The sequence below is a fragment of the Polynucleobacter sphagniphilus genome (assembly GCF_001953355.1).
GTDB classification, from domain to species: domain Bacteria; phylum Pseudomonadota; class Gammaproteobacteria; order Burkholderiales; family Burkholderiaceae; genus Polynucleobacter; species Polynucleobacter sphagniphilus.
The window spans coordinates 53,008-76,251 of the sequence record NZ_MPIY01000007.1 but is presented as its reverse complement, the minus strand read 5'-3'; the positions used below and the strand labels follow the sequence as shown (position 1 = coordinate 76,251).

The 23,244-nt window shown below is 46.5% G+C and carries 24 protein-coding genes, 1 tRNA gene and 1 pseudogene; 18 read left to right on the top strand and 8 right to left on the bottom strand.

Annotation, left to right across the window (positions count from 1 at the left end):
* Position 1 precedes the first annotated feature (1 nt).
* Genes hemW through rph form a run of 3 tightly spaced genes read right to left on the bottom strand, consistent with a single transcriptional unit; the run spans position 2 to position 2,582 of the window.
* A complete protein-coding gene (gene hemW / locus BOQ04_RS07545; RefSeq protein ID WP_143742167.1) occupies positions 2–1,216 on the bottom strand; it encodes a radical SAM family heme chaperone HemW in 1,215 nt (404 codons plus the stop codon).
* Positions 1,209–1,811 carry an RdgB/HAM1 family non-canonical purine NTP pyrophosphatase gene (rdgB, locus tag BOQ04_RS07540; RefSeq protein WP_076024144.1) on the bottom strand — a complete coding sequence of 201 codons (603 nt, stop codon included), beginning with the start codon at positions 1,809–1,811 and terminating at the stop codon, positions 1,209–1,211. Before rdgB ends, hemW begins: the two co-directional genes overlap by 8 nt.
* A 24-nt stretch (positions 1,812–1,835) precedes the next feature.
* The gene (gene rph / locus BOQ04_RS07535) at positions 1,836–2,582 is read right to left on the bottom strand and encodes a ribonuclease PH (RefSeq protein ID WP_076024143.1); all 747 of its coding nucleotides are present in this window, start codon (positions 2,580–2,582) and stop codon (positions 1,836–1,838) included.
* Between the two features lie 43 nt (positions 2,583–2,625).
* On the opposite strand from rph, the gene BOQ04_RS07530 reads away from it, so the two are divergent.
* From BOQ04_RS07530 to BOQ04_RS07515, 4 genes and pseudogenes are all read left to right on the top strand, one after another.
* The gene (locus BOQ04_RS07530; protein ID WP_076024142.1) at positions 2,626–3,555 is read left to right on the top strand and encodes a YicC/YloC family endoribonuclease; all 930 of its coding nucleotides are present in this window, start codon (positions 2,626–2,628) and stop codon (positions 3,553–3,555) included.
* Between the two features lie 14 nt (positions 3,556–3,569).
* Positions 3,570–4,208, top strand: a complete 639-nt coding sequence (gene gmk, locus BOQ04_RS07525) for a guanylate kinase (protein ID WP_076024141.1) — start codon at positions 3,570–3,572, stop codon at positions 4,206–4,208.
* 44 nt (positions 4,209–4,252) lie between these two features.
* Positions 4,253–4,456 (top strand): DNA-directed RNA polymerase subunit omega, encoded by a 204-nt coding sequence (rpoZ, locus tag BOQ04_RS07520; protein WP_011902918.1) that lies wholly within the window; start codon positions 4,253–4,255, stop codon positions 4,454–4,456.
* 15 nt (positions 4,457–4,471) lie between these two features.
* A pseudogene (locus tag BOQ04_RS07515) lies at positions 4,472–6,869 on the top strand (RelA/SpoT family protein).
* Between the two features lie 7 nt (positions 6,870–6,876).
* On the opposite strand, the gene greB reads toward BOQ04_RS07515, so the two are convergent.
* Positions 6,877–7,377 (bottom strand): transcription elongation factor GreB, encoded by a 501-nt coding sequence (gene greB / locus BOQ04_RS07510; protein ID WP_076024140.1) that lies wholly within the window; start codon positions 7,375–7,377, stop codon positions 6,877–6,879.
* 18 nt (positions 7,378–7,395) lie between these two features.
* Here greB and BOQ04_RS07505 point away from each other — a divergent pair.
* From BOQ04_RS07505 to BOQ04_RS10635, 7 genes are all read left to right on the top strand, one after another.
* Positions 7,396–7,472 (top strand) — tRNA-Arg (locus BOQ04_RS07505).
* Between the two features lie 88 nt (positions 7,473–7,560).
* Positions 7,561–8,748 (top strand): ABC transporter permease, encoded by a 1,188-nt coding sequence (locus BOQ04_RS07500; RefSeq protein ID WP_076024139.1) that lies wholly within the window; start codon positions 7,561–7,563, stop codon positions 8,746–8,748.
* Positions 8,748–9,521 (top strand): ABC transporter ATP-binding protein, encoded by a 774-nt coding sequence (locus BOQ04_RS07495; RefSeq protein ID WP_076024138.1) that lies wholly within the window; start codon positions 8,748–8,750, stop codon positions 9,519–9,521. Before BOQ04_RS07500 ends, BOQ04_RS07495 begins: the two co-directional genes overlap by 1 nt.
* On the top strand, positions 9,518–10,450 hold the full coding sequence (locus tag BOQ04_RS07490; protein WP_076024137.1) for an MlaD family protein: 933 nt from the start codon (positions 9,518–9,520) through the stop codon (positions 10,448–10,450). Before BOQ04_RS07495 ends, BOQ04_RS07490 begins: the two co-directional genes overlap by 4 nt.
* A complete protein-coding gene (locus BOQ04_RS07485; RefSeq protein ID WP_143742166.1) occupies positions 10,447–11,103 on the top strand; it encodes a PqiC family protein in 657 nt (218 codons plus the stop codon). The genes BOQ04_RS07490 and BOQ04_RS07485 overlap by 4 nt, the downstream gene beginning before the upstream one ends.
* Positions 11,104–11,265: 162 nt before the next feature.
* Complete coding sequence (locus BOQ04_RS10640) at positions 11,266–12,189, top strand: ABC transporter permease (RefSeq protein ID WP_083657557.1); 924 nt, start codon at positions 11,266–11,268, stop codon at positions 12,187–12,189.
* Between the two features lie 28 nt (positions 12,190–12,217).
* Entirely contained in the window at positions 12,218–13,636 is a 1,419-nt protein-coding gene (locus tag BOQ04_RS10635; protein WP_158025485.1) for an ABC transporter permease, read from the top strand.
* A gap of 12 nt (positions 13,637–13,648) precedes the next feature.
* On the opposite strand, the gene BOQ04_RS07475 is transcribed toward BOQ04_RS10635, so the two are convergent.
* From BOQ04_RS07475 to BOQ04_RS07460, 4 genes are read right to left on the bottom strand one after another with little or no spacing between them, the layout of a single operon-like run.
* Complete coding sequence (locus tag BOQ04_RS07475) at positions 13,649–14,176, bottom strand: RDD family protein (RefSeq protein WP_076024136.1); 528 nt, start codon at positions 14,174–14,176, stop codon at positions 13,649–13,651.
* Entirely contained in the window at positions 14,176–14,799 is a 624-nt protein-coding gene (locus BOQ04_RS07470) for a DUF3106 domain-containing protein (RefSeq protein ID WP_076024135.1), read from the bottom strand. The genes BOQ04_RS07475 and BOQ04_RS07470 overlap by 1 nt, the downstream gene beginning before the upstream one ends.
* Positions 14,800–14,816: 17 nt before the next feature.
* The gene (locus BOQ04_RS07465; RefSeq protein ID WP_076024134.1) at positions 14,817–15,281 is read right to left on the bottom strand and encodes a DUF3619 family protein; all 465 of its coding nucleotides are present in this window, start codon (positions 15,279–15,281) and stop codon (positions 14,817–14,819) included.
* Entirely contained in the window at positions 15,278–15,847 is a 570-nt protein-coding gene (locus BOQ04_RS07460) for an RNA polymerase sigma factor (protein WP_076024133.1), read from the bottom strand. The genes BOQ04_RS07465 and BOQ04_RS07460 overlap by 4 nt, the downstream gene beginning before the upstream one ends.
* A 193-nt stretch (positions 15,848–16,040) precedes the next feature.
* Here BOQ04_RS07460 and BOQ04_RS07455 point away from each other — a divergent pair, with 193 nt between their 5' ends.
* The 7 genes from BOQ04_RS07455 to rpsO all read left to right on the top strand — a co-directional run bounded on the left by BOQ04_RS07455 (position 16,041) and on the right by rpsO (position 23,230).
* Positions 16,041–17,825 (top strand): acetolactate synthase 3 catalytic subunit, encoded by a 1,785-nt coding sequence (locus tag BOQ04_RS07455; protein ID WP_076024132.1) that lies wholly within the window; start codon positions 16,041–16,043, stop codon positions 17,823–17,825.
* Positions 17,825–18,316, top strand: a complete 492-nt coding sequence (ilvN, locus tag BOQ04_RS07450; RefSeq protein WP_076024131.1) for an acetolactate synthase small subunit — start codon at positions 17,825–17,827, stop codon at positions 18,314–18,316. Before BOQ04_RS07455 ends, ilvN begins: the two co-directional genes overlap by 1 nt.
* A gap of 50 nt (positions 18,317–18,366) precedes the next feature.
* Positions 18,367–19,383, top strand: coding sequence for a ketol-acid reductoisomerase (ilvC, locus tag BOQ04_RS07445; RefSeq protein ID WP_076024130.1), 1,017 nt, complete (start codon positions 18,367–18,369; stop codon positions 19,381–19,383).
* Positions 19,384–19,434: 51 nt separating this feature from the next.
* On the top strand, positions 19,435–20,082 hold the full coding sequence (locus tag BOQ04_RS07440; protein WP_076024129.1) for a phosphatidylserine decarboxylase: 648 nt from the start codon (positions 19,435–19,437) through the stop codon (positions 20,080–20,082).
* Between the two features lie 83 nt (positions 20,083–20,165).
* Positions 20,166–20,972, top strand: a complete 807-nt coding sequence (gene pssA / locus BOQ04_RS07435; protein WP_420875835.1) for a CDP-diacylglycerol--serine O-phosphatidyltransferase — start codon at positions 20,166–20,168, stop codon at positions 20,970–20,972.
* Positions 20,973–21,203: 231 nt separating this feature from the next.
* Positions 21,204–22,751 (top strand): 2-isopropylmalate synthase, encoded by a 1,548-nt coding sequence (locus BOQ04_RS07430; protein WP_076024128.1) that lies wholly within the window; start codon positions 21,204–21,206, stop codon positions 22,749–22,751.
* A gap of 209 nt (positions 22,752–22,960) precedes the next feature.
* Positions 22,961–23,230: a 30S ribosomal protein S15 gene (rpsO, locus tag BOQ04_RS07425; protein ID WP_011902897.1), complete on the top strand. Its 270-nt coding sequence runs from the start codon at positions 22,961–22,963 to the stop codon at positions 23,228–23,230.
* The last annotated feature ends 14 nt before the right edge of the window (positions 23,231–23,244 follow it).

Genomic DNA, 23,244 nt, shown 5'->3' with positions numbered 1-23,244 from the left:
GCTAGTTTAAAAAAAGTTCTTGCAGATTATTGAGGTAGCGCAGACCCAGTTCGCTCGCTTTCAAGCTTGCCGGATTGGGATCGAGTAAGCCTTTATTGCTGGCCATATCGAGATTTTTTGAAATAGTGCTTAAGGCTAGGCCGGTACGCTCTGAAAAGGTGTTGGTGGCCACCCCGTTGGTTAGGCGCAAGGTATTGAGCATGAACTCAAAAGGCAAATCACTTGCAGGAATCTCTTTAGACTCAATGAGTGCATTGCCTTTGGTCTCGATTGCTTGCATATACGCGTCAGGATGGCGTTCTCGAATCTGACGTGTAATTTTGTCTGGGAAAGAAATCTTCCCATGGGCCCCGGCACCAATGCCAATGTAATCGCCAAAACGCCAGTAGTTCAGGTTATGTTTACATTCCTGATCTTTTTTGGCATACGCTGAAACCTCATACCGTTTGTAGCCGGCTTCGCTAAGGAGTTTGAGGTTCTGCTCAAAGATGGCGTCGATCGTATCCTCATCGGGGAGCTTTGGTGGAAAACTGGCAAAGTAGGTATTGGGCTCTAAAGTCAGGTTGTAAAACGAGAGATGGGGTGTTTTAAACGACAGCGCTGTTTGAACATCCGTTCTAGCATCTTCAAGGCTTTGATTGGGCAAGCCATACATCAAATCAAGGTTCACGGATTTGAAATGCTTTAGGGCAATTTCCACAGCCTGCTTGGCTTCCTCGCCATTGTGAATTCTTCCTAAAATTTTCAGTTTTTCATTATCAAAACTTTGAATGCCTAAGGAAACACGATTAATTCCGGATGTTGCAAAGGCGGCAAATTTATCGGCCTCTACTGATCCCGGATTGGCTTCCATCGTGATTTCAGCATCAGGCTCTAGGTTCACGCGCGCCCGCACTGCGCAAAGCAATTGATCCATACCTTCGGGCGATAGAAGGCTGGGCGTACCACCTCCAATAAAGATGCTATGGACTTGTCGACCCCACACACGAGGTAGCTCTGTTTCTAAATCTGTGATGAGTGCATTAATGTAGCGCTGCTCATCAAAACCATTCGTACCAATAGTTGAGCCATCAAGCAACTTCGGTTTAATCTGATGGGAGTTGAAGTCACAATAGGGGCATTTCTTTTCGCACCAGGGAAAATGGATATACAAAGACAGCGGAGGCAAGGCGGTTAACTGCGGCTTACTGGCAAGTGCGGTAATTGGATTAGACACTTTGATTTGCTTGGCTTTGAAGTTGTGCAATCAGCTCGCGCAAGGCTTGACCTCGGTGACTCACTTGATTTTTATGGGAGGAGTCTAATTGAGCTGCTGTTTGATTTAATTCGGGTAAGTAAAAGTAGGGGTCATAACCAAAACCATTGCTACCCTGGGCTTCTTTCAGTATTTGCCCATACCAGCGTGTTTGCACAATGATAGGCTCTGGATCATTTGGGCTTTTGACAAATGCCAAGGCACACACGTAATGTGCCGAACGATTTGGATTTTCACCAAGCTCTAAAATTAGTTTTTGATTATTGGCCGCATCATTACTATGTTCACCAGCATAGCGAGCTGAGTACACTCCAGGCGCACCCGCCAAGGCATCAACACAAATCCCTGAGTCATCCGCTAAAGCTGGTAAGCCAGTGGCCTCGCTAGCATGTCTTGCTTTAGCAAGGGCATTTTCAATAAAGGTATGGTGCGGCTCTTCAGCCGCTGGAATACCAAGCTCACCTTGAGAGATGACCTCAAAATGTAAAGGTGCCAGTAAGGCCTTAAATTCTCGGACCTTACCGACATTATTGGAGGCAAGAACTAGTTTTTGCATCTGCTTAAATGATGGATTGATTGATCAGTGCAGCGTACTGAGCTTGAGTGCATCTATTTGGAGGGCGGTGAGCTCTTGAATACCTTGTTCGGCTAAGTTCAATAAGGAGTTCAGCTCCTCGCGCGAGAAAGCCGCACCTTCGGCGGTGCCTTGTAGTTCGATCATGCCGCCTTTCCCAGTCATCACCACATTCATGTCCGTATCGCATGAAGAGTCTTCGGGGTAATCCAAGTCAAGTACTGGAACTCCTTCATAGATGCCCACTGAAATCGCTGCCACACTATCTATGATGGGATCTTTGTTTAAGGCGCCACTTTTTAGTAGGCCGTTCACTGCATCGCGCGCTGCAATATAGGCACCAGTAATAGCAGCCGTACGCGTTCCACCATCTGCTTGCAATACATCGCAATCTAAATGAATCGTGCGCTCACCTAATGCGGCTAAGTTAAAGACACTGCGCAACGCACGCCCAATTAAGCGTTGAATTTCTTGGGTACGTCCTGTTTGTTTGCCACGCGCTGCTTCACGATCGCTGCGGGTATGGGTAGAGCGGGGCAGCATGCCATATTCGGCGGTTACCCAGCCCTCACCAGAGCCTTTTTTATGGGGCGGTACTTTTTCTAAAACACTAGCTGTGCAGAGCACCTTGGTATCCCCGAAAGAGATTAGCACTGAGCCTTCTGCATGCTTGGTAAAGGAGCGGGTAATGCTGACGGGGCGTAATTGATTCGGGCTGCGGCCGCTAGGGCGATTTACGGAGGGGGTGCTCATTGGGTTTATTCCTAAGGGTTGAGTATCAATCTACAATATCCATATGATATCGAGCATGACTGGTTATGGCAGCGCTTCTCGCCAAGTCTCCCTAGGAGGCGGGGTGGTTGCAGATCTGCAGGTGGAGTGTCGGGCGGTCAATAGCCGCTTTTTGGACTTGGGCTTTCGCTTGCCAGATGAGTGCCGCGGTGCTGAGCCAGCCTTGCGCGAGATGGCGAGCCAAAGTCTCTCGCGCGGAAAAGTGGAGTTTCGGGCAGCCTGGCGTGTCAATGCCAACGCTGCTGGCGCTGCCAAAGCCAATCCCCATGCGCTTGGCGCTCTTAATGCAGATCGCCTGGATGCTTTGTATACGCTTCAAGAAAAAGCCCAAGCAGCCTTTCCTAAGGCCGATCCTTTGCGAATTGCAGATATTTTGCGCTGGCCCGGCATTGTTTCTGAACCACGCGGTGAAGAAGAGGGTTGGATTACAGCGACAGTGGAGGCAGGGCGGGCAGCTTTGGCGGCCTTAATGGATAGTCGCCAAGCCGAAGGTAAGGCCTTAGTAGGCGTGTTGACGGCCATTACAAGCAAAATGCGCGACATCGTGGGCGTAATCGAACCCAAGGTTCCAGGTTATGTATCCCAATATCAAGAAAAGCTGACAGAGCGCCTTTCTGAAGCGTTGGCCAGTCAAGAGCAGTCAAGGGGTGGTGCCGAGCTGATGGAGCGTATTCGTCAAGAGGTAGTGCTCTACGCAGTGCGCATCGATATTGCCGAAGAATTTGCACGTCTCAAAACACATCTGCAAGCAGTCGATAAGGCCCTGGCTGGAAATGGCCCTGTCGGTAAGCGCCTGGATTTCTTGATGCAAGAGCTCGGTCGTGAAGCGAACACCTTGGGCTCTAAATCGGTTTCCGAAGAATGCACTCAGGCCGCTTTGGAATTGAAGTTGCTCATTGAGCAACTGCGTGAACAAGTGCAAAATTTAGAGTAATCAGTCACATCTAGATGAATACACCGACTCTCTCCTCTCCATATCAAGGCAGCATGTTCATGATTGTGGCGCCATCTGGTGCTGGTAAGTCATCCTTGGTTAACGCTCTATTACAAGGTGATAAGGGTTTGCGCCTTTCTTTATCAACCACCACCCGTGCGCCCAGACCCGGTGAAGTTGATGGTAAAGATTATCGCTTTACCAGTCCTGAGGAGTTTATTGCTGAACGTGATCAGGGGTTTTTTCTGGAATGGGCGCAAGTGCATGGTCATTTTTATGGAACTTCGCGTGCTTGGATAGAGGCGCAAATGAAGGTTGGGTGCGATGTCATGCTTGAGATCGATTGGCAGGGTGCGCAGCAGATTCGTAAGCTCATTCCTGAAGTGCAGTGGATCTTTATCTTTCCACCTTCAATTGAAGCGCTTGAAGAGCGTTTGCGTAAGCGTGGTCAGGATAGTGAAGAGACAATCGTGCGCCGTTTAGCCGCAGCCCACGACGAATTGGCTCATGCCCATGAAGCTGATTTTATTGTGATCAATGATGATTTTGACCAAGCTCTTGCCGACCTAAGGCATGTTGTAGCAGCAAGTCGCCTGCGTTCAGGCCCCATCATGGCGCGCAATCCAGCGCTTTTAAGGCGTCTTGGGGTCTAATCAGTTATCCTATAGGTATTAAACCTAAATGAAGTGAGTTCAGCATGGCCCGTATTACTGTAGAAGATTGCCTTAAAACCATCCCAAATCGTTTTGAACTAGTGTTGGCTGCGACTTATCGCGCACGTCAATTGGTTCAAGGTCACTCCCCACGTGTTGAGTCCAGAGATAAAGCAACGGTAGTTGCTTTGCGCGAAGTTGCAGCTGGCGTAACCGACCGTGATATGTTGACCAAGGTACCTCTTTAATTTAGGAGTTCCGGTGTGGAGCTCCCCTTAAGCGCTTCAAGTTCGTCGGATGCTTCAGGAGAGGTCTCGTCTAAAGCGGCCTCTAGTATTAAAAAACCAGCTTCACAAAATGATTTGCTTCATGAGTCGGCATCTGATGCATCGACGAAGCAATCCATCATTGCGACCCTATTGGCGCAATCGAGCCGTCATTTATTTGGCCCAACCTCAGCACCCAGTCTTCCCTTAAAGCATCAGGTCGTATCCATTGAGGCATTAATTTCTAAGCTGAGTTATCTCAAGCCAGAAGAAATTGCCCAAATTAAGAAGGCCTTTCAATTCTCTGATGAGGCGCACTTAGGTCAGTATCGCCATAGTGGCGAGCCCTACATTACTCATCCTGTTGCAGTTGCTGAGTTGTGCGCAACCTGGCGCCTCGATGCACCATCCATCATGGCCGCTTTATTGCATGATGTGATTGAAGACACCGGCTGCACTAAAGCAGATTTAGTTAGTAAATTTGGCCCTAAGGTAGCTGAACTTGTTGAGGGCCTCACTAAGCTTGATAAGCTCGAGTTTCAAAGCCATGCAGAAGCGCAGGCCGAGAGCTTTCGTAAAATGTTTATGGCGATGGCGCGGGATGTGCGCGTTATTTTGGTGAAGCTAGCAGATCGCACGCACAATATGCGGACCTTGGATGCGGTGCCAATGGAAAAGCGTCGTCGAGTCGCTGCTGAGACCATTGAAATTTATGCGCCCATTGCCCATCGCTTGGGCCTGAATATTATTTATCGAGATCTTCAAGACCTCAGTTTCCGCTACTCCATGCCAATGCGATTTAGGGTCATTGAGACTGCGGTGAAGCGTGCACGTGGCAACCGGAAAGAAATGGTTGAGAAGATTTTGCAGTCGACTCGCATGGCTTTTGCAAAAAGCAATCTAGAGGTTGATCTGCAAGGCCGTGAAAAGACCCTTTTTAGTATTTATACAAAGATGCGCTCCAAGCACTTGAGTTTTTCTCAGGTGCTCGATGTTTATGCTTTCCGGGTCACGGTCCATTCGATTGATGATTGCTATCGCGCATTGGGGATCTTGCACTCCTTATTCAAGCCGATGCCAGGAAAGTTTAAAGATTACATTGCTATTCCTAAGCTCAATGGTTATCAATCCCTGCACACGACGCTACTCGGTCCTTCAGGCGTGCCGGTTGAGTTCCAGATTCGTACGAGTGATATGCATGCGGTTGCTGAGGCTGGAGTAGCGGCTCATTGGGCTTATAAGGACGGGACCCCAGATATGAGTGAGGTGCAAAGCCGTGCCCATCAGTGGCTGCAATCATTAATTGATATTCAGGATAGCAGTGGTGATTCTCAAGAATTCTTAGAGCACGTCAAGATTGATCTGTTTCCAGATGCTGTTTACGTTTTTACTCCTAAAGGGCAAATTCGTGCACTTCCAAGAGGTGCAACTGCACTTGATTTTGCTTACTCTATTCATAGTGACCTCGGTAACACCTGTGTTGCGGTGAAGATCAATGGCTTGCAGTTGCCATTGCGTAGCGAGTTAAAAAAATGGCGACATCATTGAGGTGGTTACTTCAGTAAATTCGCAACCAAATCCAGGTTGGCTAGCCTTTGTACGAACCGGTAAAGCCCGTGCATCGATTCGTCATTCCTTAAAAACAAAGCACTATGCAGAGTCCTTACAGCTAGGTGAGCGGCTCTTGGCTAGCGCTTTGCGTCAGCAAGGAGTAGATGCCGGCCTGATGACCCCTATGATTTGGGAGAAGCTGCTGCATTGGACTGGTGATAAAACCCGTGAAGAGGCATGCGTCAATATTGCCCTGGGTCGTCGCTCCGCTCAAGAACTAGCGATTCGTTTAAAAATCTTGTTAGACGAGGAGGGCGGGTCCGAACAGATGCGCTTAGGCGCTGCTGACTGGGTCTCTCCTTCACAAGAAAATAGTCATTCCTTACAGCGTCAAGCCATTTTGGTTGATGGGCGCGAGGGCGGGTCGATTAGTTTTCAAACTTGCTGTCACCCCATACCGGGCGATAACATCATTGGCTATCTGGGCAAGGGTGAAGGTCTTCAGGTGCATACGAATGACTGTCCCGTGGCCCTGAGAATGCTTTCAAAAGATGGCGATAAATGGGTTGAGGTTGAGTGGGCCAAAGAGGTCAATCGAGAGTTTGAGGTGGATTTAGCCATCGATACACGCCAAGGCAAGGGCGTGCTGGCGCGTGTTGCTAGCAGTGTTACAGGAGCAGATTCCAATATCTTGAATGTTTCGATGGATGATCGCTATAAGGAAGACTCTGTCACCATTCGCTTTACAATTCAGGTGGCCGATCGTCTCCACTTATCTAAGGTAATGCGTAGCTTGCGTGCTAACCCCGATGTAATGAGGGTGACTAGGACGCGATCGCTTTAACGGACTCTCAGTAGTATTGAACTTCTAGGATTTCAATTTCAGTTGGCCCGGTAGGCGTCTGGATGCGTACACAATCACCCAAACGGGCCTTTATTAAGGCTTTAGCAATGGGCGAGACCCAACTCACGTGACCTTTCTCTAAATCAACCTCATCCACGCCCACAATGGTGATGGTGGTCTCTTGGCCCGCATTCACCCCTTCTAGGTTGCTGTAAGTCACTGTAGCCCCAAAAAAGATCTGCTCAGCGTCAGCTTCACCTGTTTTTCGGGCTAAATTATCGACAACAACTGCACATTCAAGCCGTTTATTGAGGAAGCGTATGCGACGATCGATCTCTCTTAAACGCTTTTTTCCGTAAATATAGTCCCCATTTTCTGAGCGATCGCCATTGGATGCGGCCCAGTGAACTACCCTTACAACCTCCGGTCTATCAAGGTTTAGCAGCTGTAGGAGCTCGCTTTTAATCCGCTCATGTCCAGCAGGTGTGATGTAGTTTTTCTCTTCCATGGCATAATTATGGCTGTTGCGGCTGTAGCTCAGCTGGATAGAGTACTTGGCTACGAACCAAGGGGTCGTGGGTTCAATTCCTGCCAGCCGCACCAAACCTTTTGAGGGCCTAGTTGAAAGACTAGGCCCTTTCCCTTTTTTGGGTTTCACATTCTGTTCTTGTGGATCCCGTATAGTTTGCATATGAGCATTTCTGACGCCTCCCCATCCGTTACCAGGCCAATTAATCTGGCGCCTGTAGCAAGCTGGACGCAAGTCAACAACATGACCGCAAAAGTAGTAATGAGCGGTCATGTCAATGTCTACACTTTGGAGGGTGTTTGGACGCAGATACGGCAAGAGCAAGATGCTTGGCTTGCTGCCGGGGTGAGTAGTCAGAATCATTCGCTGACATTAGATGCTAGCCAAGTCACTTCTTTGGATGGCTCGGGCTTTGCTTTTTTAATTGACCTTGAACAAGCTCAACTCAAAGCCGGCGCTCATTTCGCGATCGATGGCTTAGATACCCGCTATCAACCGCTTTTGCGTGAATTTGAGCCAATCGCTAATTTATTCCCAGTGCCAGTAATCAAGCCCAAGCGTAGCTTTGTTGTCAGTACTGGTATGGCTACAGATAACTTTTTAAAAGATGGCGCGGGACTGATTATTTTTACCGGCCACCTTGCATCAGACTTATTTTGGTCAATCCGCAATATCAGGCAAGTGCGATGGAGTGATTTTGTCAATGCCGCTGTAGAAGCCGGTATTAATGCCTTGCCTATCGTTGGATTGGTTGCCTTTTTAATTGGTGTGATTTTGTCTTTTCAGGCTGCCATTGGTATGAAGCAATTTGGTGCTGTTTCCTTTGTGGGGCCATTAGCTGCGCTTGGGATCGTACGTGAAATGGGGCCCTTAATCACGGCAATCCTATTGGCCGGCCGCTCATCTGCAGCCTTTGCTGCTGAAATCGGCACGATGACGGTCAATAGTGAAGTAGATGCCTTGATTACTGGCGGTTTAAGCCCCATGCGTTTTTTAGTCGTACCACGCGTTTTGGCTGGTGTACTGGTTGCGCCAATATTGACACTGTATGCCGACATAGTGAGTATTGGCGCTTCGATGGTAACGATGCTTGCCTACGGCATTCCCTTTTCAAACTTTTACAACGGCATGCTCAATGCGGTCGATTTAGAAGATATTGGCTCTGGCTTAATTAAGGCAACATTATTTGGTATTGTGGTTTCTGCGGTTGGATGTTTGCGCGGAATGCAGACTGGTGATGGTGCAGCAGCGGTGGGCATATCGGCAACGCGTGCAGTGGTAAGCAGTATCGTTTTAATTGTGCTGGTTGACGGCATCTTCGCCTATATCTCTTATAAGACAGGTTTCTAATGAGTGATATCAAGAATGATATTGCGATAGACGTTCAGAATCTGAGCATTGGTTATGAATCCAGAGTGCTACTGCAGAATCTGAATTTCTCAGTAAACAGTGGAGAAATTTTCGTCATTCTGGGTGGTTCTGGTTGCGGCAAATCCAGTTTGCTAAAAAATCTCTTTGGCCTATATCAACCACTAGCGGGTGATGTTTTTATTGAAGGTCAAAATATTACTAAAGCCATTGGGGTTGATCGGCAAAAAATCATGACCAGTTTTGGCGTCATGTACCAAGAAGGCGCCTTATTTGGGTCGATGAATTTGCTGGACAATGTCACTCTCTTTATGGAGGAATACACTAAGCTGACAAAGCAGCAAATGCAATTATTGGCACGCTGCAAATTAGATTTGGTCGGTCTTCTTCCTTACGAAAGTTATATGCCCAGTGAAATCAGTGGCGGCATGCAAAAACGCGCAGCAATTGCAAGGGCAATGGCGCTTGATCCCAAAATCTTATTTTTAGATGAGCCATCTGCCGGCTTGGACCCGATTACTTCGGCTGATTTGGATAGCACTATTTTGGATTTATCCAGAAATTTAGGATTTACCTTTGTGATTGTTTCTCATGAACTCGCAAGTATCTATGCCATAGCGGACAAAGTCATTATGCTGGATAAAGATACCAAGGGCATTATTGCAGAAGGTGATCCTAAGGTATTGCGCGATACCAGTACCAATCCTCAGGTACATCAATTCTTTAATCGCATTATGAGTAAGGAAGCAGCATGAGCAATAACTCCAACCCAAATTATTTCCGACTTGGCCTGTTTGTCCTTGCTGCCATAGGGGTTCTCATAGCCGTGATATTAATTTTTGGTTCCGGCCAATTATTTAAGCGATCATTTACGATAGAAACCTATATTAAGCAATCGGTTACTGGTTTAGATACCGGTGCAGCAGTGCGCTTTCGTGGCGTAGCCATCGGGCAGGTTACCTCTATTGGGCTTTCAGGCGATATTTATGAAAAAGATCTTCCCATAGAAAATCGACGTGAATATGTCGTTGTCAGAATGCAAATATTTGGCGATAAGATTGAAGACTCTGCGCTGGAAACTTTCATCAAGGATAATTTACGTGCTCGGGTCAAATCCATGGGCATTACCGGGGTCAACTACATAGAATTCGATTTTGTAAACAGCGCCTCATTAGTTCCTCCCTTGGCTTATTCATGGAAACCCACTTATCCAGTCATTCCATCCTTGCCAAATCAAGCTGATGAAATTATTTCAGGAATACAAAAACTCATTAGCTCTTTAAATGAGATGAATATTGATCAAACTGAAAAGAAGTTTGATGCATTGCTTGGTAATCTCAATGTCTTATTGGCGGGTGATGCCAAAAATAACTCAGGTGTGATTACTGCGGTGAGGGATCTGAATGTATTGCTTGATCGCATTGCTAAGGTTACAGATAAAGGTGAATTAGACGTATTGATGCGTGAGCTAGTTGGTACCATGGTGACATTACGTCAAACATTGGCCAGCGTTCAGGGTGATACTTCTGTAACCATGGAGAACCTGAGGCAAACCAGTGAACAGCTCAATGAATTTAGCCGCATTGCGAGCCAATCCCCATCCTCACTGATTTGGAGCTCACCTCCGCCACGCATTATGCTTCCAATGAATGGCACCGAAGATGCATCAGGAGCTCAAAAATGAGAATCAATTCAAAAATAACCTCTTTTATATTTAGATTGCTTATTTGCGGACTGGCTATAGTTGGTCTAAGTGCTTGCTCATTACCTACTCAGCCAGCTATTCAGGCCACTAGTTGGATGGTGGCCCCTGAGCGGTCAGGTGCCCCCAGAGTCCCACGTACAGACTATTGGCTCAAGATTGGGACTGTTTCAGTGGCGCAACCTTTTGCAGGCCGTTCTTTGGTTTACCGCTTGGGAGATCAGCGTTACGAAAAAGATTTTTATAACATCTATTCTGTAATGCCTTCAGAGATGATTTCATCTTCTGAGCGTCAATGGATTAATAAGGCGGATATCTTCGCTATGGCTGTTGGAGAAAGCAATACTTTTTTTCCTTATTACACCTTACAGGCTAGCGTAGATGAGTTTTATGGTGACTATCGCACCAAACCCGAAGCAGTGGTGACGGTCGAATTTTTCCTGTCTGCTAGCAATGGTGGCAAAACCAATCCCATTATTGGAAATAATCGCTATAGCAAGCGTGTTGGACTCAAAGACAATACTCCGGCTGCTTTGGTTGCCGGCCAGCAGCAAGCGTTGGCAGAGATTTTTAAAGAATATGAAGCTGACCTATATAAATACGCCGGCAATCTTCCAAAGCCATTTGGACAGTAAGTTGGCCTATTTGTTAGAAAAGTTCTTGGTTTGTTTGAGTCGCTAGCGGTTTTTATAAGGGGTTTACGAAGAGATCTTCGGTCTCGTGAGCTCGCTCAGCTATTACTAGCGCTCACTTTATCTATCACTGCGTTAAGTAGTGTCGGTTTTTTAGCAGACCGTTTGCAGCGCTCCTTTCAATCAGATGCAAAGCAGTTATTGGCGGCTGACCTCTTGCTAGTTGCCGATGAGCCGCTACCCCAACGATTTATTGAGTATGCGCATTCTCACAATCTGCAGTTAGCGCAAACGGTAGTGTTTCCTAGTATGGCATCCGCACAGTCAGTAACCAAGCTGGCTTCATTAAAAGCGGTTAGTGCAAACTACCCATTAAGAGGCAATCTCAAGGTATCTCCCTCAGATCAATCTGATCTGAGTGTGCAAGAAAAGGGTATGCCAAAGTCGGGTGTGGTTTGGCTTGAGCCTGGCATGCTGGCTGGTTTGCATAGTCGGGTCGGTGATTTTATCCAGTTAGGAAACCGCCAGTTTGAAATTGGTGGAATCCTATTGCAAGAAACTGATCGTGGCGCTGGATTTATGAATTTTTCACCGCGCATCATGATGTCCTTAGAGGATTTGCCATCAACTGGTTTGCTCGGCTTTGGTAGTCGGGTCACTTATCGTCTTCTATTGGCTGGGTCTGATGACTCCATTGCCGCCTATCAAAAATGGGCTGCTGACGATATTGCATCAGCTCATTTACACGGTGTGCGAATTGAAACCCTGGAAAATGCTCAGCCCATAATGCGTAAGACTTTAGATAGGGCGCAGCGTTTTTTATCCCTGGTTGCACTATTAACTGCCATTGTTGCTAGCGTAGCGATCGCGCTAGCGGCGCGACGTTATGCCCTGAAACAAACCGATGTATGCGCTATTAATAAATGTTTTGGAGCCACACAATCAATCATTTTCATGCAACAGTGCAAAACGCTTGCTGGTATTGCCTTGATTGCTTCCTTTTGTGGGGTTGCTTGTGCAGACCTTACACAAATTATTTTGCTCCATTTTTTTAGGAGGCTTGCTCCCCAGTCCATTGCCTGCAAGTAGTCTATTGCCAGCCATTTCAAGTATTTGCTTGGCGTGTTTACTGTTGCTTGGATTTGCTGGGCCCCCCTTGTATGGTTTGGCCAAAGTATCCCCAATTCGGTTAGTGCGTAGCGATGTCAATAGCATAGGGAATGCACAGCTTTGGCTGGCGCTGGGCTGTTTTTCCAGCTGTGCCTTTGTCATACTGTTGGTGGCCGATGATTGGAGGTTGGCTGCTTGGGTTGCGTCTAGTTTTGGAGCTTCATTACTGTTATTTTCAATGTTGGCATATGGAGCACTCCGACTGCTGGCCCATCTCAAGACCTCTTATTTTGTGGTGCGTTTTGCACTGACCATGCACATTCGTCGCCCCGCCTTTGCGGTAATACAAATTACTGCACTTGGGTTGGCTTTAATGGCGCTGCTGATGGTGTTGTTATTGCGCCATGATTTATTACCAAGTTGGCAAAGCGCAATACCCCCCAATGCACCGAATCGTTTCATGACCAATATCATGGAAGACCAAAAGATTGCGATTGCTCAATTGCTAGAGGATGCTGGGTTGGATAGGCCGGCTTTCTATCCCATGGTCAGAGGCCGACTTACTGAGGTGAATGGACAGCCAATTACTGCTGACACTTATCAGGATGAGAATGCACGACGTTTGGTGGATCGTGAATTCAATTTATCCTATACCGATCAATTGCCGCAAGGTAATCGCATAACCAGTGGTCATTGGATTGAGGGGGATGCCCCACAAATTTCCATGGAAGCAGGAATTGCTAAAACGCTCCACTTAAAGATTGGCGATCAACTGAGTTTTGAAGTGGCCGGTGAGCGTGTTGAAGCACCCATTACCTCTTTGCGCAAGCTAGATTGGAGTTCTATGCGAGTTAATTTTTTTGTGATTATGCCGCCTGCCCAATTGAGGGATATGCCCCAATCATGGATTACATCTTATTACCAATCACCCCAACATGAATCCCTCGACTTTGACTTGACCCAGGCGTACCCAAACTTAACTGTGGTGGATGTTCAAAATACATTGCAGCAGCTCCAGTCTGTTTTGGATCAACTTAGTAATGCTTTGGGCTTTTTGTTTGCCTTTACGATCGCAGCTGCAGTCTTGGTATTGATTTCAGCAATTGCAGCAACTCAAGATGAGCGCTATCGAAGCGCCGCCATACTGAAAGCCTTGGGCGCCTCTCGTCAAGCTTTAGCCAAAATTGCCTTGATTGAGTTGCTAGCGATTGGCAGTATTGCCGGTCTTTTGGCTGGTTTATTTTCAGGAATGGCAGCATGGGCCCTTGGAAGATACGTCTTAGAGATTGAATTTAATGCTTTTGCTCAATCTCTCATGATGGGTCTAGTTTTTGGTATTACAGTTTGCCTGCTGGCCGGTTTGCGATTTATGCAAAGAATACAAAGTGCTAGTGCGATTGAATGTCTGAGAGAAGCGCAGACATAAGTTCTCGATTGATTAAGAGAGCGTAACCATTCCTTTAGGCAATTCTACTAGGCGAGTGCGTGCAAATCGGTCTGGAATGCTTTGGTGATCCATTGGATCAATGAGAGTGCTTAAGGGCCATAAAAACAATGAGACCGTGAAAAGCATCTCAATAATTTGCCAATGGTGAAACTCAAAAATATATTGCAATAATATGCAGGGCAAAAGCCATAAAGAGGCATAAACATAACGCCACCATGCTTGACGCTTGCTTAATTCATAGCCGGCTTGATTGATGAGTCTCACTCGCCAAGTTTGCATCGCCAAGGTTTGACCGGATTTGCACCAATACCAAACAAAGTAAATACCAAGAACTGCATACAGATAAAAAAAGGTTAACCAGCTCGGTAGAGAAATGCCAAAGAGCATTCCCAAAGCTAAATTGGGAACTAAGAAGGTGATTGCAATTACCCCAAGCAGTACCAATTGCTCATAAAGAGAGCAGCACACACGGCGCCAAAAGGAGGGCGGCTGCAGCTGACTTAATTCGGCCGGTGTCATTAATTTGAACTACCGCTAGTCTCGAGAGGATTCGATTCGCTAGCGCTAGGAATTGTCTCTGAAGGTGTCACAGTCACCCTAATGGGCGCTGCGGGTGGCAGGATAGCTTTTGGCGTTAGGGGATGTTGTTGTAGGGTTGGAGCGCTGGCGACACTCGGTGTCTTTTTGACACCCTGAGATTGGGAGAGTTTGAGCTTTTCTTCCTGGCTCAATTTTTGGTAAGCACTCCAAGCTTCGGCTTTTTTATCTGCAGGGAATTTGAGACTGCTTAAATAGTTTTCTCGTGCTAGGCGTCGATCACGTTGCGAGAGATTGGACCAGCTGCCCATTCGGGATTGCAGACGTTGCTGATCCTGCTCGCTCATTTTTGGATAGATGTTGGCTACCTGTATCCAGCGCTTGTGATTATCTGGGGTCATATAGTTCCAGTCATCTTCAAGGGGCTGAAGGATTTTCTGCTGACTGGAATTGAGGCTATCCCAACTACCATCCACCTTTTTTTCGGGAGCGCTGACGGCTTTAGCTTGAGTGTTCGGTGAATTTTGGGCAAAACTCAATCCAGGGCAGTTCAATGCCAGAAACGCTGCAATACTGAGCGATGCGGTCCTGAGGTTTCTGTGCATTCTGTTAAAGGCTTTTGTTATCTGGTTGTGGCTGATTCAAGATGATCGGCTGTGGCAGCGCCATTCTTGAGGAAGGCCATAAAACCGCTATCAGCGTAAGCATCTGGTGGGACGTCGTCTGTTAATAGGGCAGCATCCACTTGAGCCATGTCATTAATGCGTGAGTCATCTTGCCATTGTGCGATACCAATTAAGCCAAAAACCAAGACGACGAGTGGGGCGACCCAGCCGAGGGTTTCCCAAATAGATTTAGAGCCAGAACGCGAGTGACTTGACCAGTTGCCGGTAATTGTTGCCAAAACTTCTTTATGTTGGTGAACTTTCTCCGGTTTTCTGACAGATAAAGCCTTCATACGAGCTGCATGCAGTCGATTATTGATGGCACTAGGCAGGGTAGTAGAGCCATCACGAAGGAGAGCGGCGCTAGCCCTAGCAAAATGGTCTTGCGCTACTGGGTCTAAATGGTCTCGGGCACGGTTCACAGGGTAATTCCTTTTAATTTCAAAGCTTTAGCTAAGGCTTGTGTTGCTCTGGAGCAGTGTGTTTTCACACTTCCCTCGCTACAACTCATGGCCTTTGCTGTATCAGTAATGCTGAGCTCATCCCAATAACGCATCAGGAAGGCTTCTCGTTGACGGGCTGGCAATTTTGATATTTCTGCCTCGAGTACCTGCAAAAGCTGGCTTCTCTCTAATTTTTGCGACCCATCTTGATGAATTTCACTATCTTCTGGGGCAGAGATTGACTCTAGGGGGTCAAAATCATCACCTTCCTCAGTTTTCTTGCCCATGCTCGAGAATAGGGAAACCCAGGCATTTCTGACCTTTTGACGCCTAAACCAGTCATGAATGCGGTTTTGGAGAATTCTTGTAAATACCAGAGGGAGCTCAGCAGCGGGTCTGTCCCCATATTTTTCAGCAAGCTTAATCATGGCATCCTGGACAATATCTAGGGCGGCGTCGTCATCCCTTACAGCATAGACAGCCTGCTTAAATGCACGCTGTTCAACGCTACTCAGAAAGTCAGATAGTTCTTGCGCGGATGCCATGCAGAGGATTGGGCCTCATTAAGAAAGAATTGAGTCATTTTAGGGTATTGCTATAGAATACTAGGCTTACTACCTAGAATCTCATTCAAGAAGTGGTTTTTTCTGGTAGCAGCGCCGTTCGAACTCAGGCCAAAAGCAAGGGACAGAACAGACCAAACAATTTTTTGCCGAAAATTGCAAAGGACGAAAGAAAATGAATACAAGCAGCGCCGAATTTTTAGCTACTAAAGCTAAAGACACATCAAATACAAACTCCCTGACCGCGCCACCTGAAATGATTGGTGCTGAAATGCTGGTGCATGCTTTGCACGCAGAGGGGGTTGAGTTCGTTTGGGGTTATCCCGGCGGCTCGGTGTTATTTATCTACGACGAAATTTTTAAACAGAATAAGTTTGAACATATTCTGGTTCGCCATGAGCAAGCAGCAGTGCATGCTGCTGATGGCTATGCCCGTGCAACTGGCAAGGTAGGTGTCGCCTTAGTTACCTCTGGACCGGGTGTCACTAATGCAGTAACGGGTATTGCAACTGCCTATACCGATTCAATTCCAATGGTCATCATTAGTGGCAACGTGCCTACCTATGCCATTGGTGAGGATGCCTTCCAAGAGGCCGATACGGTTGGTATTACGCGTCCAGTGGTTAAGCATAACTTCCTAGTAAAGGACGTTAAAGATTTACCTTTGGTACTAAAGAAGGCATTTCATATTGCTCAGACAGGACGGCCTGGCCCTGTATTGATAGACATTCCTAAAGACGTTTCTGCAGCGAAGGGTCCTTTTGTTTATCCTGAGACCCTCGAAATGCGCTCTTACAATCCGGTTGTAAAAGGTCACAGCGGGCAGATTCGTAAGGCGGTTTCTTTGTTGCAAGAAGCCGAGCGCCCATATATTTACACCGGTGGCGGCGTGATCTTGGCTGATGCAGCCCCAGAGTTAAAAGAATTTGCTGATTTGCTTGGCTATCCCGTAACCAATACCCTGATGGGTTTAGGTGGCTTTCCTGGTACTAGCCCGCAATTCTTAGGCATGCTTGGTATGCATGGCACCTACGAGGCAAATATGGCCATGCAGCACAGTGATGTGTTGATTGCTATTGGCGCACGTTTTGATGACCGTGTGATTGGTAATACGCAGCACTTTGCTAGCCATCCTCGCAAAATTATTCATATCGATATCGATCCTTCCGTAATCTCTAAGCGTGTAAAGGTGGATGTTCCTATCGTTGGTAACCTCAAAGAGGTTCTGCAAGAGATGACTACTCAGCTCAAAGCTGCTGGGCCACGTAAAAATGATGCGAAATTAGCAGCCTGGTGGGAGCAAATCAACGAATGGCGCAAAAAGGATTGCTTAAAGTACGATGAGCAATCGCAAATTGTGAAGCCGCAGTACGTAGTCCAGAAGTTGTGGGAGCTAACCAAAGGCGATGCAATTATTACCTCAGACGTAGGTCAACATCAAATGTGGGCTGCTCAGTTTTATAAATTTGATAAACCACGTCGCTGGATTAATTCTGGTGGCTTGGGCACGATGGGAGTTGGCTTGCCATATGCCATGGGCATCAAGAAGGCATTTCCTGAAACGGATGTTTTCGCGATTACTGGCGAAGGTTCGATCCAAATGTGCATTCAAGAGCTTTCTACTTGTAAACAGTACAACACGCCGGTCAAGATCGTTTCTCTGAATAATCGTTACCTAGGCATGGTTCGCCAGTGGCAGGAACTGACTTATAACAAACGCTACTCCAGTTCCTACATGGACTCTTTGCCAGATTTTGTAAAGCTGGCAGAAGCTTATGGTCATGTAGGTATGCGCATTGAGAAAAAATCTGACGTTGAAGATGCTTTGAAAGAAGCGATACGCCTCAAAGACCGCACTGTATTTATGGACTTCCAAACTGATCCCGAGGAAAACGTATGGCCAATGGTTCAGGCTGGTAAAGGTATTACTGAAATGCTTTTGGGTAGTGAGGATCTCTAATGAGGCATATTATTTCTGTTTTGATAGAGAACGAGCCGGGCGCTTTATCCCGAGTGGTTGGTCTGTTTTCAGCTCGTGGCTATAACATTGAAACCCTGAGCGTTGCACCTACGGAAGATTCATCTTTGTCACGTATGACCATTGTGACCATTGGTTCAGAGGATGTGATTGAGCAAATTACAAAACACCTTAATCGTCTGGTTGAGGTGGTTAAGGTTTTTGACTTAACCGAGGGACCACACATTGAGCGTGAACTTATGATGATCAAAGTGCGCGCTGTTGGTAAAGAGCGTGAAGAACTCAAGCGTACAACCGATATTTTCCGCGGACGCATCATCGATGTTACGGATAAGAGTTACACCATTGAATTAACCGGCGACGGCACCAAATTGGATGCCTTTATTGACTCGATTGATCGTGGATCGATTCTGGAAACCGTTCGTTCGGGCGGTTCTGGTATCGGGCGCGGCGAGAGAATTCTCAAGGTTTAATTTTTTTATTTATTACTGCATTACAAAATACTTCAACACAAGGAAATAGCATGAAAGTTTTTTACGATAAAGACGCTGATTTGTCACTCATTAAAGGCAAAAAAGTCACCATCATTGGTTACGGTTCACAGGGCCATGCGCATGCGTTGAACCTCAAAGATTCAGGTGTAAACGTGACTGTTGGTTTGCGTAAGGACGGAGCTTCTTGGAGCAAAGCTGCTAATGCTGGTTTGCTAGTTAAAGAAGTGGCTGAAGCAGTTAAAGATGCAGACGTTGTCATGATGCTTTTGCCAGATGAGCAAATTGCCGATGTGTACAACAAAGAAGTGCATGCCAATATCAAACAAGGTGCGGCTTTGGCTTTTGCACATGGCTTTAATGTCCATTATGGTCAAGTACAACCACGCTCTGATTTGGATGTCATCATGATTGCTCCTAAAGCGCCAGGTCACACAGTACGTGGCACATACGCACAAGGTGGCGGCGTTCCTCATTTGATCGCTGTGTATCAAGATAAAACCGGCTCTGCACGTGATGTAGCTTTGTCATATGCCACAGCCAATGGCGGCGGTCGTGCCGGCATTATTGAAACCAACTTCCGTGAAGAGACTGAAACTGATTTATTCGGTGAGCAGGCAGTGCTTTGTGGTGGTGCCGTAGAGTTGATTAAGGCTGGTTTTGAAACTCTAGTTGAAGCTGGTTATGCCCCCGAAATGGCTTACTTTGAGTGCTTGCATGAGCTCAAGTTGATTGTGGACTTGATCTATGAAGGCGGTATTGCAAATATGAACTACTCCATCTCCAATAATGCAGAGTATGGTGAGTACGTTACTGGCCCACGCGTTGTAACTGAAGATACTAAAAATGCAATGCGTCAGTGCTTGAAGGATATTCAGACTGGTGAGTATGCTAAGAGCTTTATCTTGGAAAACAAGGCAGGAGCACCTACTTTGATCTCACGTCGTCGTTTGAATGCTGAACATGACATCGAGGTTGTTGGTGCTAAATTGCGCGCCATGATGCCTTGGATTGCTAAAAACAAACTAGTTGATCAAACTAAGAACTAAGTCTTGGCTTTAGTAGAAAATAATCCGTAATCACAAAGGCTTAGAACAAAGATGATGTATCCGCACCCCATTATTGCAAAAGAAGGTTGGCCGTATTTGGCACTAGTGGGGGGCGTTGCTTTGCTAGTTCACTATCTCGGTGGCATTGTATGGTCATGGCCGCTGTGGATTATTTTTATCTTTGTTCTGCAATTTTTCCGCGATCCTCAGCGTATCGCAGCTTTGGGTCGTGATTTGGTTTTGTCGCCTGCCGATGGTCGCATTGTTGTAGTAGAAAAGACGATGGATCCATATGCTGAGCGTGAGGCATTAAAGATTAGCGTTTTCATGAACGTGTTCAACGTTCACTCAAACCGAAGTGCCGTAAATGGTTTGGTAAAAGAGATTCAGTATTTCCCGGGTAAATTTGTAAATGCTGATTTAGATAAAGCATCTACAGAAAATGAACGCAATGCCGTTGTGATTGACGCTAATGGACAAGTGATCACATTGGTTCAGGTCGCAGGCTTGATAGCGCGCCGGATTCTTTGTTATATCCATGTGGGTGATCGCTTAAAGGCTGGCGAGCGCTATGGTTTTATTCGTTTTGGTTCCCGTGTTGATGTGTATTTGCCACTGAGCGCTGAGCCTTTAGTCAGTGTTGGCGATAAAGTATTTGCAACTAATACCGCCTTGGCCCGTGTGCCGGGGCTGGATTAATCTACATCCCCAGTTAGGACACTCTTTTGAGTACATTTCGTAGTCGTGGCCGCATCCATCGTAGTCGCATAACGAATGCTCGTATAGCACGCTCAAAAAATGATTGGGAAGTAGAGCAGCTTGAGTCGGGTGACTTTGATGTTGAAGGTCATCATGATGAAAAACCTCGGCCACGCAATAAAGGTATCTACCTTTTGCCAAATGCATTCACAACAGCTGCTTTATTTAGCGGTTTTTTCGCCATTGTGAATGCCATGAACCACCAGTTTGAAACGGCTGCGATCGCGGTCTTTGCCTCAATGGTTTTGGATGGGATGGATGGCCGCATTGCTCGCATGACCAATACGCAGAGTGCTTTTGGTGAACAATACGACTCTTTGGCAGATATGGTTTCCTTTGGGGTTGCTCCAGCATTGGTTGCTTATGAGTGGGTTCTAAAAGACTTGGGTAAGTGGGGTTGGTTGGCTGCTTTTACCTATTGTGCAGGCGCCGCTCTGCGTTTAGCCCGCTTTAACGTCAATACGACTGTGGTTGATAAGAAGTTCTTTCAGGGTCTGCCAAGTCCTGCAGCTGGCGCTTTGCTTGCTGGATTTATCTGGTTGGCTGATGACAATAAGATTCCTGTAACAACGCTTGCAATTCCATGGGTTACCTTTTTTATTACTGTTTATGCAGGCCTAACCATGGTCTCTAATGCACGTTTTTATAGTGGCAAAGCATTAGATGTGCGATACCGGGTTCCTTTTGGCGTCATGGTTCTCATGATCCTGACCTTTGTGCTGATCTCATCAAATCCGCCTTTAGCCTTGTTCGGATTGTTTGTGGTGTATTCAATTTCAGGCTATGTGATTTGGGCTTGGGAGCGCTATAGCGGTCGCCGATTTGGCTAATTAGGGATATTTAGGTTATATTTAAACCATGTTGATGAATTTCTCACTTCTAACGAGTCTTCCCCTTGCACTAGGCCTAAAGCTTGGGGCGGGTAAGGCCTGAGTTGATGAGATTAAATTAAATCATTAACAAAGACATACCAGCCCCAGCACATTGCTGGGGTTTTTCTTTTTCAGAATGCAGTAATTAATTGATTTATCAATACAGTAATTAAGAACCGGAGAGTAGTGATGAGTGACAAAGTAATCATTTTTGATACCACTTTACGTGATGGTGAGCAATCGCCTGGTGCTTCAATGACTAAAGATGAGAAGGTTCGCATAGCTCGCCAGTTAGAACGCCTTAAGGTGGATGTGATTGAAGCTGGTTTTGCCGCTAGCTCTGAGGGCGACTTTGCTGCGATCTCGGCGGTAGCTGCTGCAGTTAAGGATTCCATTGTCTGTTCTCTTGCCAGAGCAAATGACAAGGACATTACCCGCGCCGCGGATGCGCTGAAGGCTGCTAATGCAAAACGCATTCATGCATTTTTAGCCACCAGTCCTTTACACATGGCTGTGAAATTGCGTATGTCTCCAGAGGAAGTGTTGGAACAGGCCAAACGCTCGATTCGCTTTGCACGCAATTTAGCGAGTGATATTGAGTTCTCAGCTGAAGATGGTTATCGTTCAGAGCCTGATTTCTTGTGTAGAGTAATTGAAGCGGTGATTAATGAGGGAGCTACCACTATCAATATTCCGGATACCGTAGGTTATGCGATTCCCGCTTTATATGGTGAATTTATAGCAAATCTTCGTGAACGTGTTCCCAATTCCGATAAGGCAATTTGGTCAGTCCATTGCCATAATGATTTAGGTATGGCTGTTGCTAATTCTCTTGCTGGGGTGAAGTATGGAGGAGCGCGTCAAATTGAGTGCACCATCAATGGCTTGGGTGAGCGCGCTGGCAATACTGCATTAGAGGAAATTGTGATGGCCTTACGCACTCGTAAGGACTATTTTGATATGGTCTGTGGAATTGATGCGGCGCAGATTGTGCCGGCCTCTAAATTGGTTTCTCAGATCACTGGCTTTGTAGTGCAACCCAACAAAGCGGTAGTTGGAGCCAATGCATTTGCTCATACCTCCGGTATCCATCAAGATGGTATTTTGAAAAATCGCGATACCTACGAGATTATGCGTGCAGAAGATGTGGGTTGGTCGGCCAATAAGATCGTTTTGGGTAAATTGTCTGGGCGCAATGCATTCAAACAGCGCTTACATGAGTTGGGGATTGCCATTGATGCAGAGGCTGATCTGAATGATGCTTTTGTACGCTTTAAAGCCTTGGCTGATCAAAAATCAGAAATCTTTGACGAGGACATTATTGCCATCATGTCCGATTCCGCGGCCGCTGAAGAGGCGGAGTTTTATCAATTTCTATCCCTTAGCCAGCATTCTGAAACCGGTGAGCGCCCTAAATCTAGGGTGACTTTCCGCATGGGTGACAAAGAGGTGAGCTCCGAAGCTGAGGGTAACGGTCCTGTGGATGCCAGCTTAAACGCAATTGAGGCACTTGCAAAGAGTGGCTCAGAACAGCTGTTGTACTCAGTGAATGCAATCACATCGGGCACACAATCCCAAGGCGAGGTCACGGTTCGGCTCGCAAAGGGTGGTCGGATAGTCAACGGTGTTGGCACCGATCCCGACATCATTGCAGCTTCTGCAAAAGCCTACTTATCTGCTTTGAATAAGTTACATGATCCCAGCCAACTCAAGTTAAATGCACAAATGACGCCATAAACTATTGCATTTAAAGGTAAATTTGTATTTTTATTGCGTTAGCAGATAGGTGCCCCCTTTTATGGCTTTTTAAGCTGCCATTCAATCATTGGCTCATCTGCTACAATTCGAGTGCTTTGATTTTTAAAGCTTTTTTGTTTTATTTTTATTAATAGCACGACACAGATTGGGTGAAAGCTCAGGTGTTCGCAAGTAAGGAGCATTAAAAAATGGCAGTTGCAGATATTAAAACAGCGGAAATCGTTAAAGATAACGCTCGCAGTGCAAACGACACAGGTAGCCCTGAAGTTCAAGTTTCATTGCTCACAGCCCGCATTAACGAATTAACCCCCCATTTCAAGGCTAACGCCAAGGATCATCACAGCCGCCGTGGTTTGTTGAAGATGGTTTCTCGTCGTCGTCGCCTGTTGGATTACCTCAAAGGTAAGGATTTGGATCGTTATCGTGCCTTGATTGAGAAATTAGGTCTGCGTAAGTAATTCTTTTTTGGTTT

Bases quoted from the DNA above. Each gene is read 5' to 3' on its own strand.
- rph (WP_076024143.1), bottom strand. From the start codon at position 2,582: ATGAGCACCCCCTCCGTAAATCGCCCTAGCGGCCGCAGCCCGAATCAA.
- BOQ04_RS07455 (WP_076024132.1), top strand. From the start codon at position 16,041: ATGAATACAAGCAGCGCCGAATTTTTAGCTACTAAAGCTAAAGACACA.
- BOQ04_RS07475 (WP_076024136.1), bottom strand. From the start codon at position 14,176: ATGACACCGGCCGAATTAAGTCAGCTGCAGCCGCCCTCCTTTTGGCGC.
- BOQ04_RS07495 (WP_076024138.1), top strand. From the start codon at position 8,748: ATGAGTGATATCAAGAATGATATTGCGATAGACGTTCAGAATCTGAGC.
- ilvC (WP_076024130.1), top strand. From the start codon at position 18,367: ATGAAAGTTTTTTACGATAAAGACGCTGATTTGTCACTCATTAAAGGC.
- BOQ04_RS07430 (WP_076024128.1), top strand. From the start codon at position 21,204: ATGAGTGACAAAGTAATCATTTTTGATACCACTTTACGTGATGGTGAG.
- BOQ04_RS07500 (WP_076024139.1), top strand. From the start codon at position 7,561: ATGAGCATTTCTGACGCCTCCCCATCCGTTACCAGGCCAATTAATCTG.
- rpsO (WP_011902897.1), top strand. From the start codon at position 22,961: ATGGCAGTTGCAGATATTAAAACAGCGGAAATCGTTAAAGATAACGCT.
- BOQ04_RS07490 (WP_076024137.1), top strand. From the start codon at position 9,518: ATGAGCAATAACTCCAACCCAAATTATTTCCGACTTGGCCTGTTTGTC.
- greB (WP_076024140.1), bottom strand. From the start codon at position 7,377: ATGGAAGAGAAAAACTACATCACACCTGCTGGACATGAGCGGATTAAA.
- rpoZ (WP_011902918.1), top strand. From the start codon at position 4,253: ATGGCCCGTATTACTGTAGAAGATTGCCTTAAAACCATCCCAAATCGT.
- rdgB (WP_076024144.1), bottom strand. From the start codon at position 1,811: ATGCAAAAACTAGTTCTTGCCTCCAATAATGTCGGTAAGGTCCGAGAA.
- ilvN (WP_076024131.1), top strand. From the start codon at position 17,825: ATGAGGCATATTATTTCTGTTTTGATAGAGAACGAGCCGGGCGCTTTA.
- gmk (WP_076024141.1), top strand. From the start codon at position 3,570: ATGAATACACCGACTCTCTCCTCTCCATATCAAGGCAGCATGTTCATG.
- BOQ04_RS07530 (WP_076024142.1), top strand. From the start codon at position 2,626: ATGATATCGAGCATGACTGGTTATGGCAGCGCTTCTCGCCAAGTCTCC.
- BOQ04_RS07470 (WP_076024135.1), bottom strand. From the start codon at position 14,799: ATGCACAGAAACCTCAGGACCGCATCGCTCAGTATTGCAGCGTTTCTG.
- BOQ04_RS07460 (WP_076024133.1), bottom strand. From the start codon at position 15,847: ATGGCATCCGCGCAAGAACTATCTGACTTTCTGAGTAGCGTTGAACAG.
- BOQ04_RS07485 (WP_143742166.1), top strand. From the start codon at position 10,447: ATGAGAATCAATTCAAAAATAACCTCTTTTATATTTAGATTGCTTATT.
- BOQ04_RS07440 (WP_076024129.1), top strand. From the start codon at position 19,435: ATGATGTATCCGCACCCCATTATTGCAAAAGAAGGTTGGCCGTATTTG.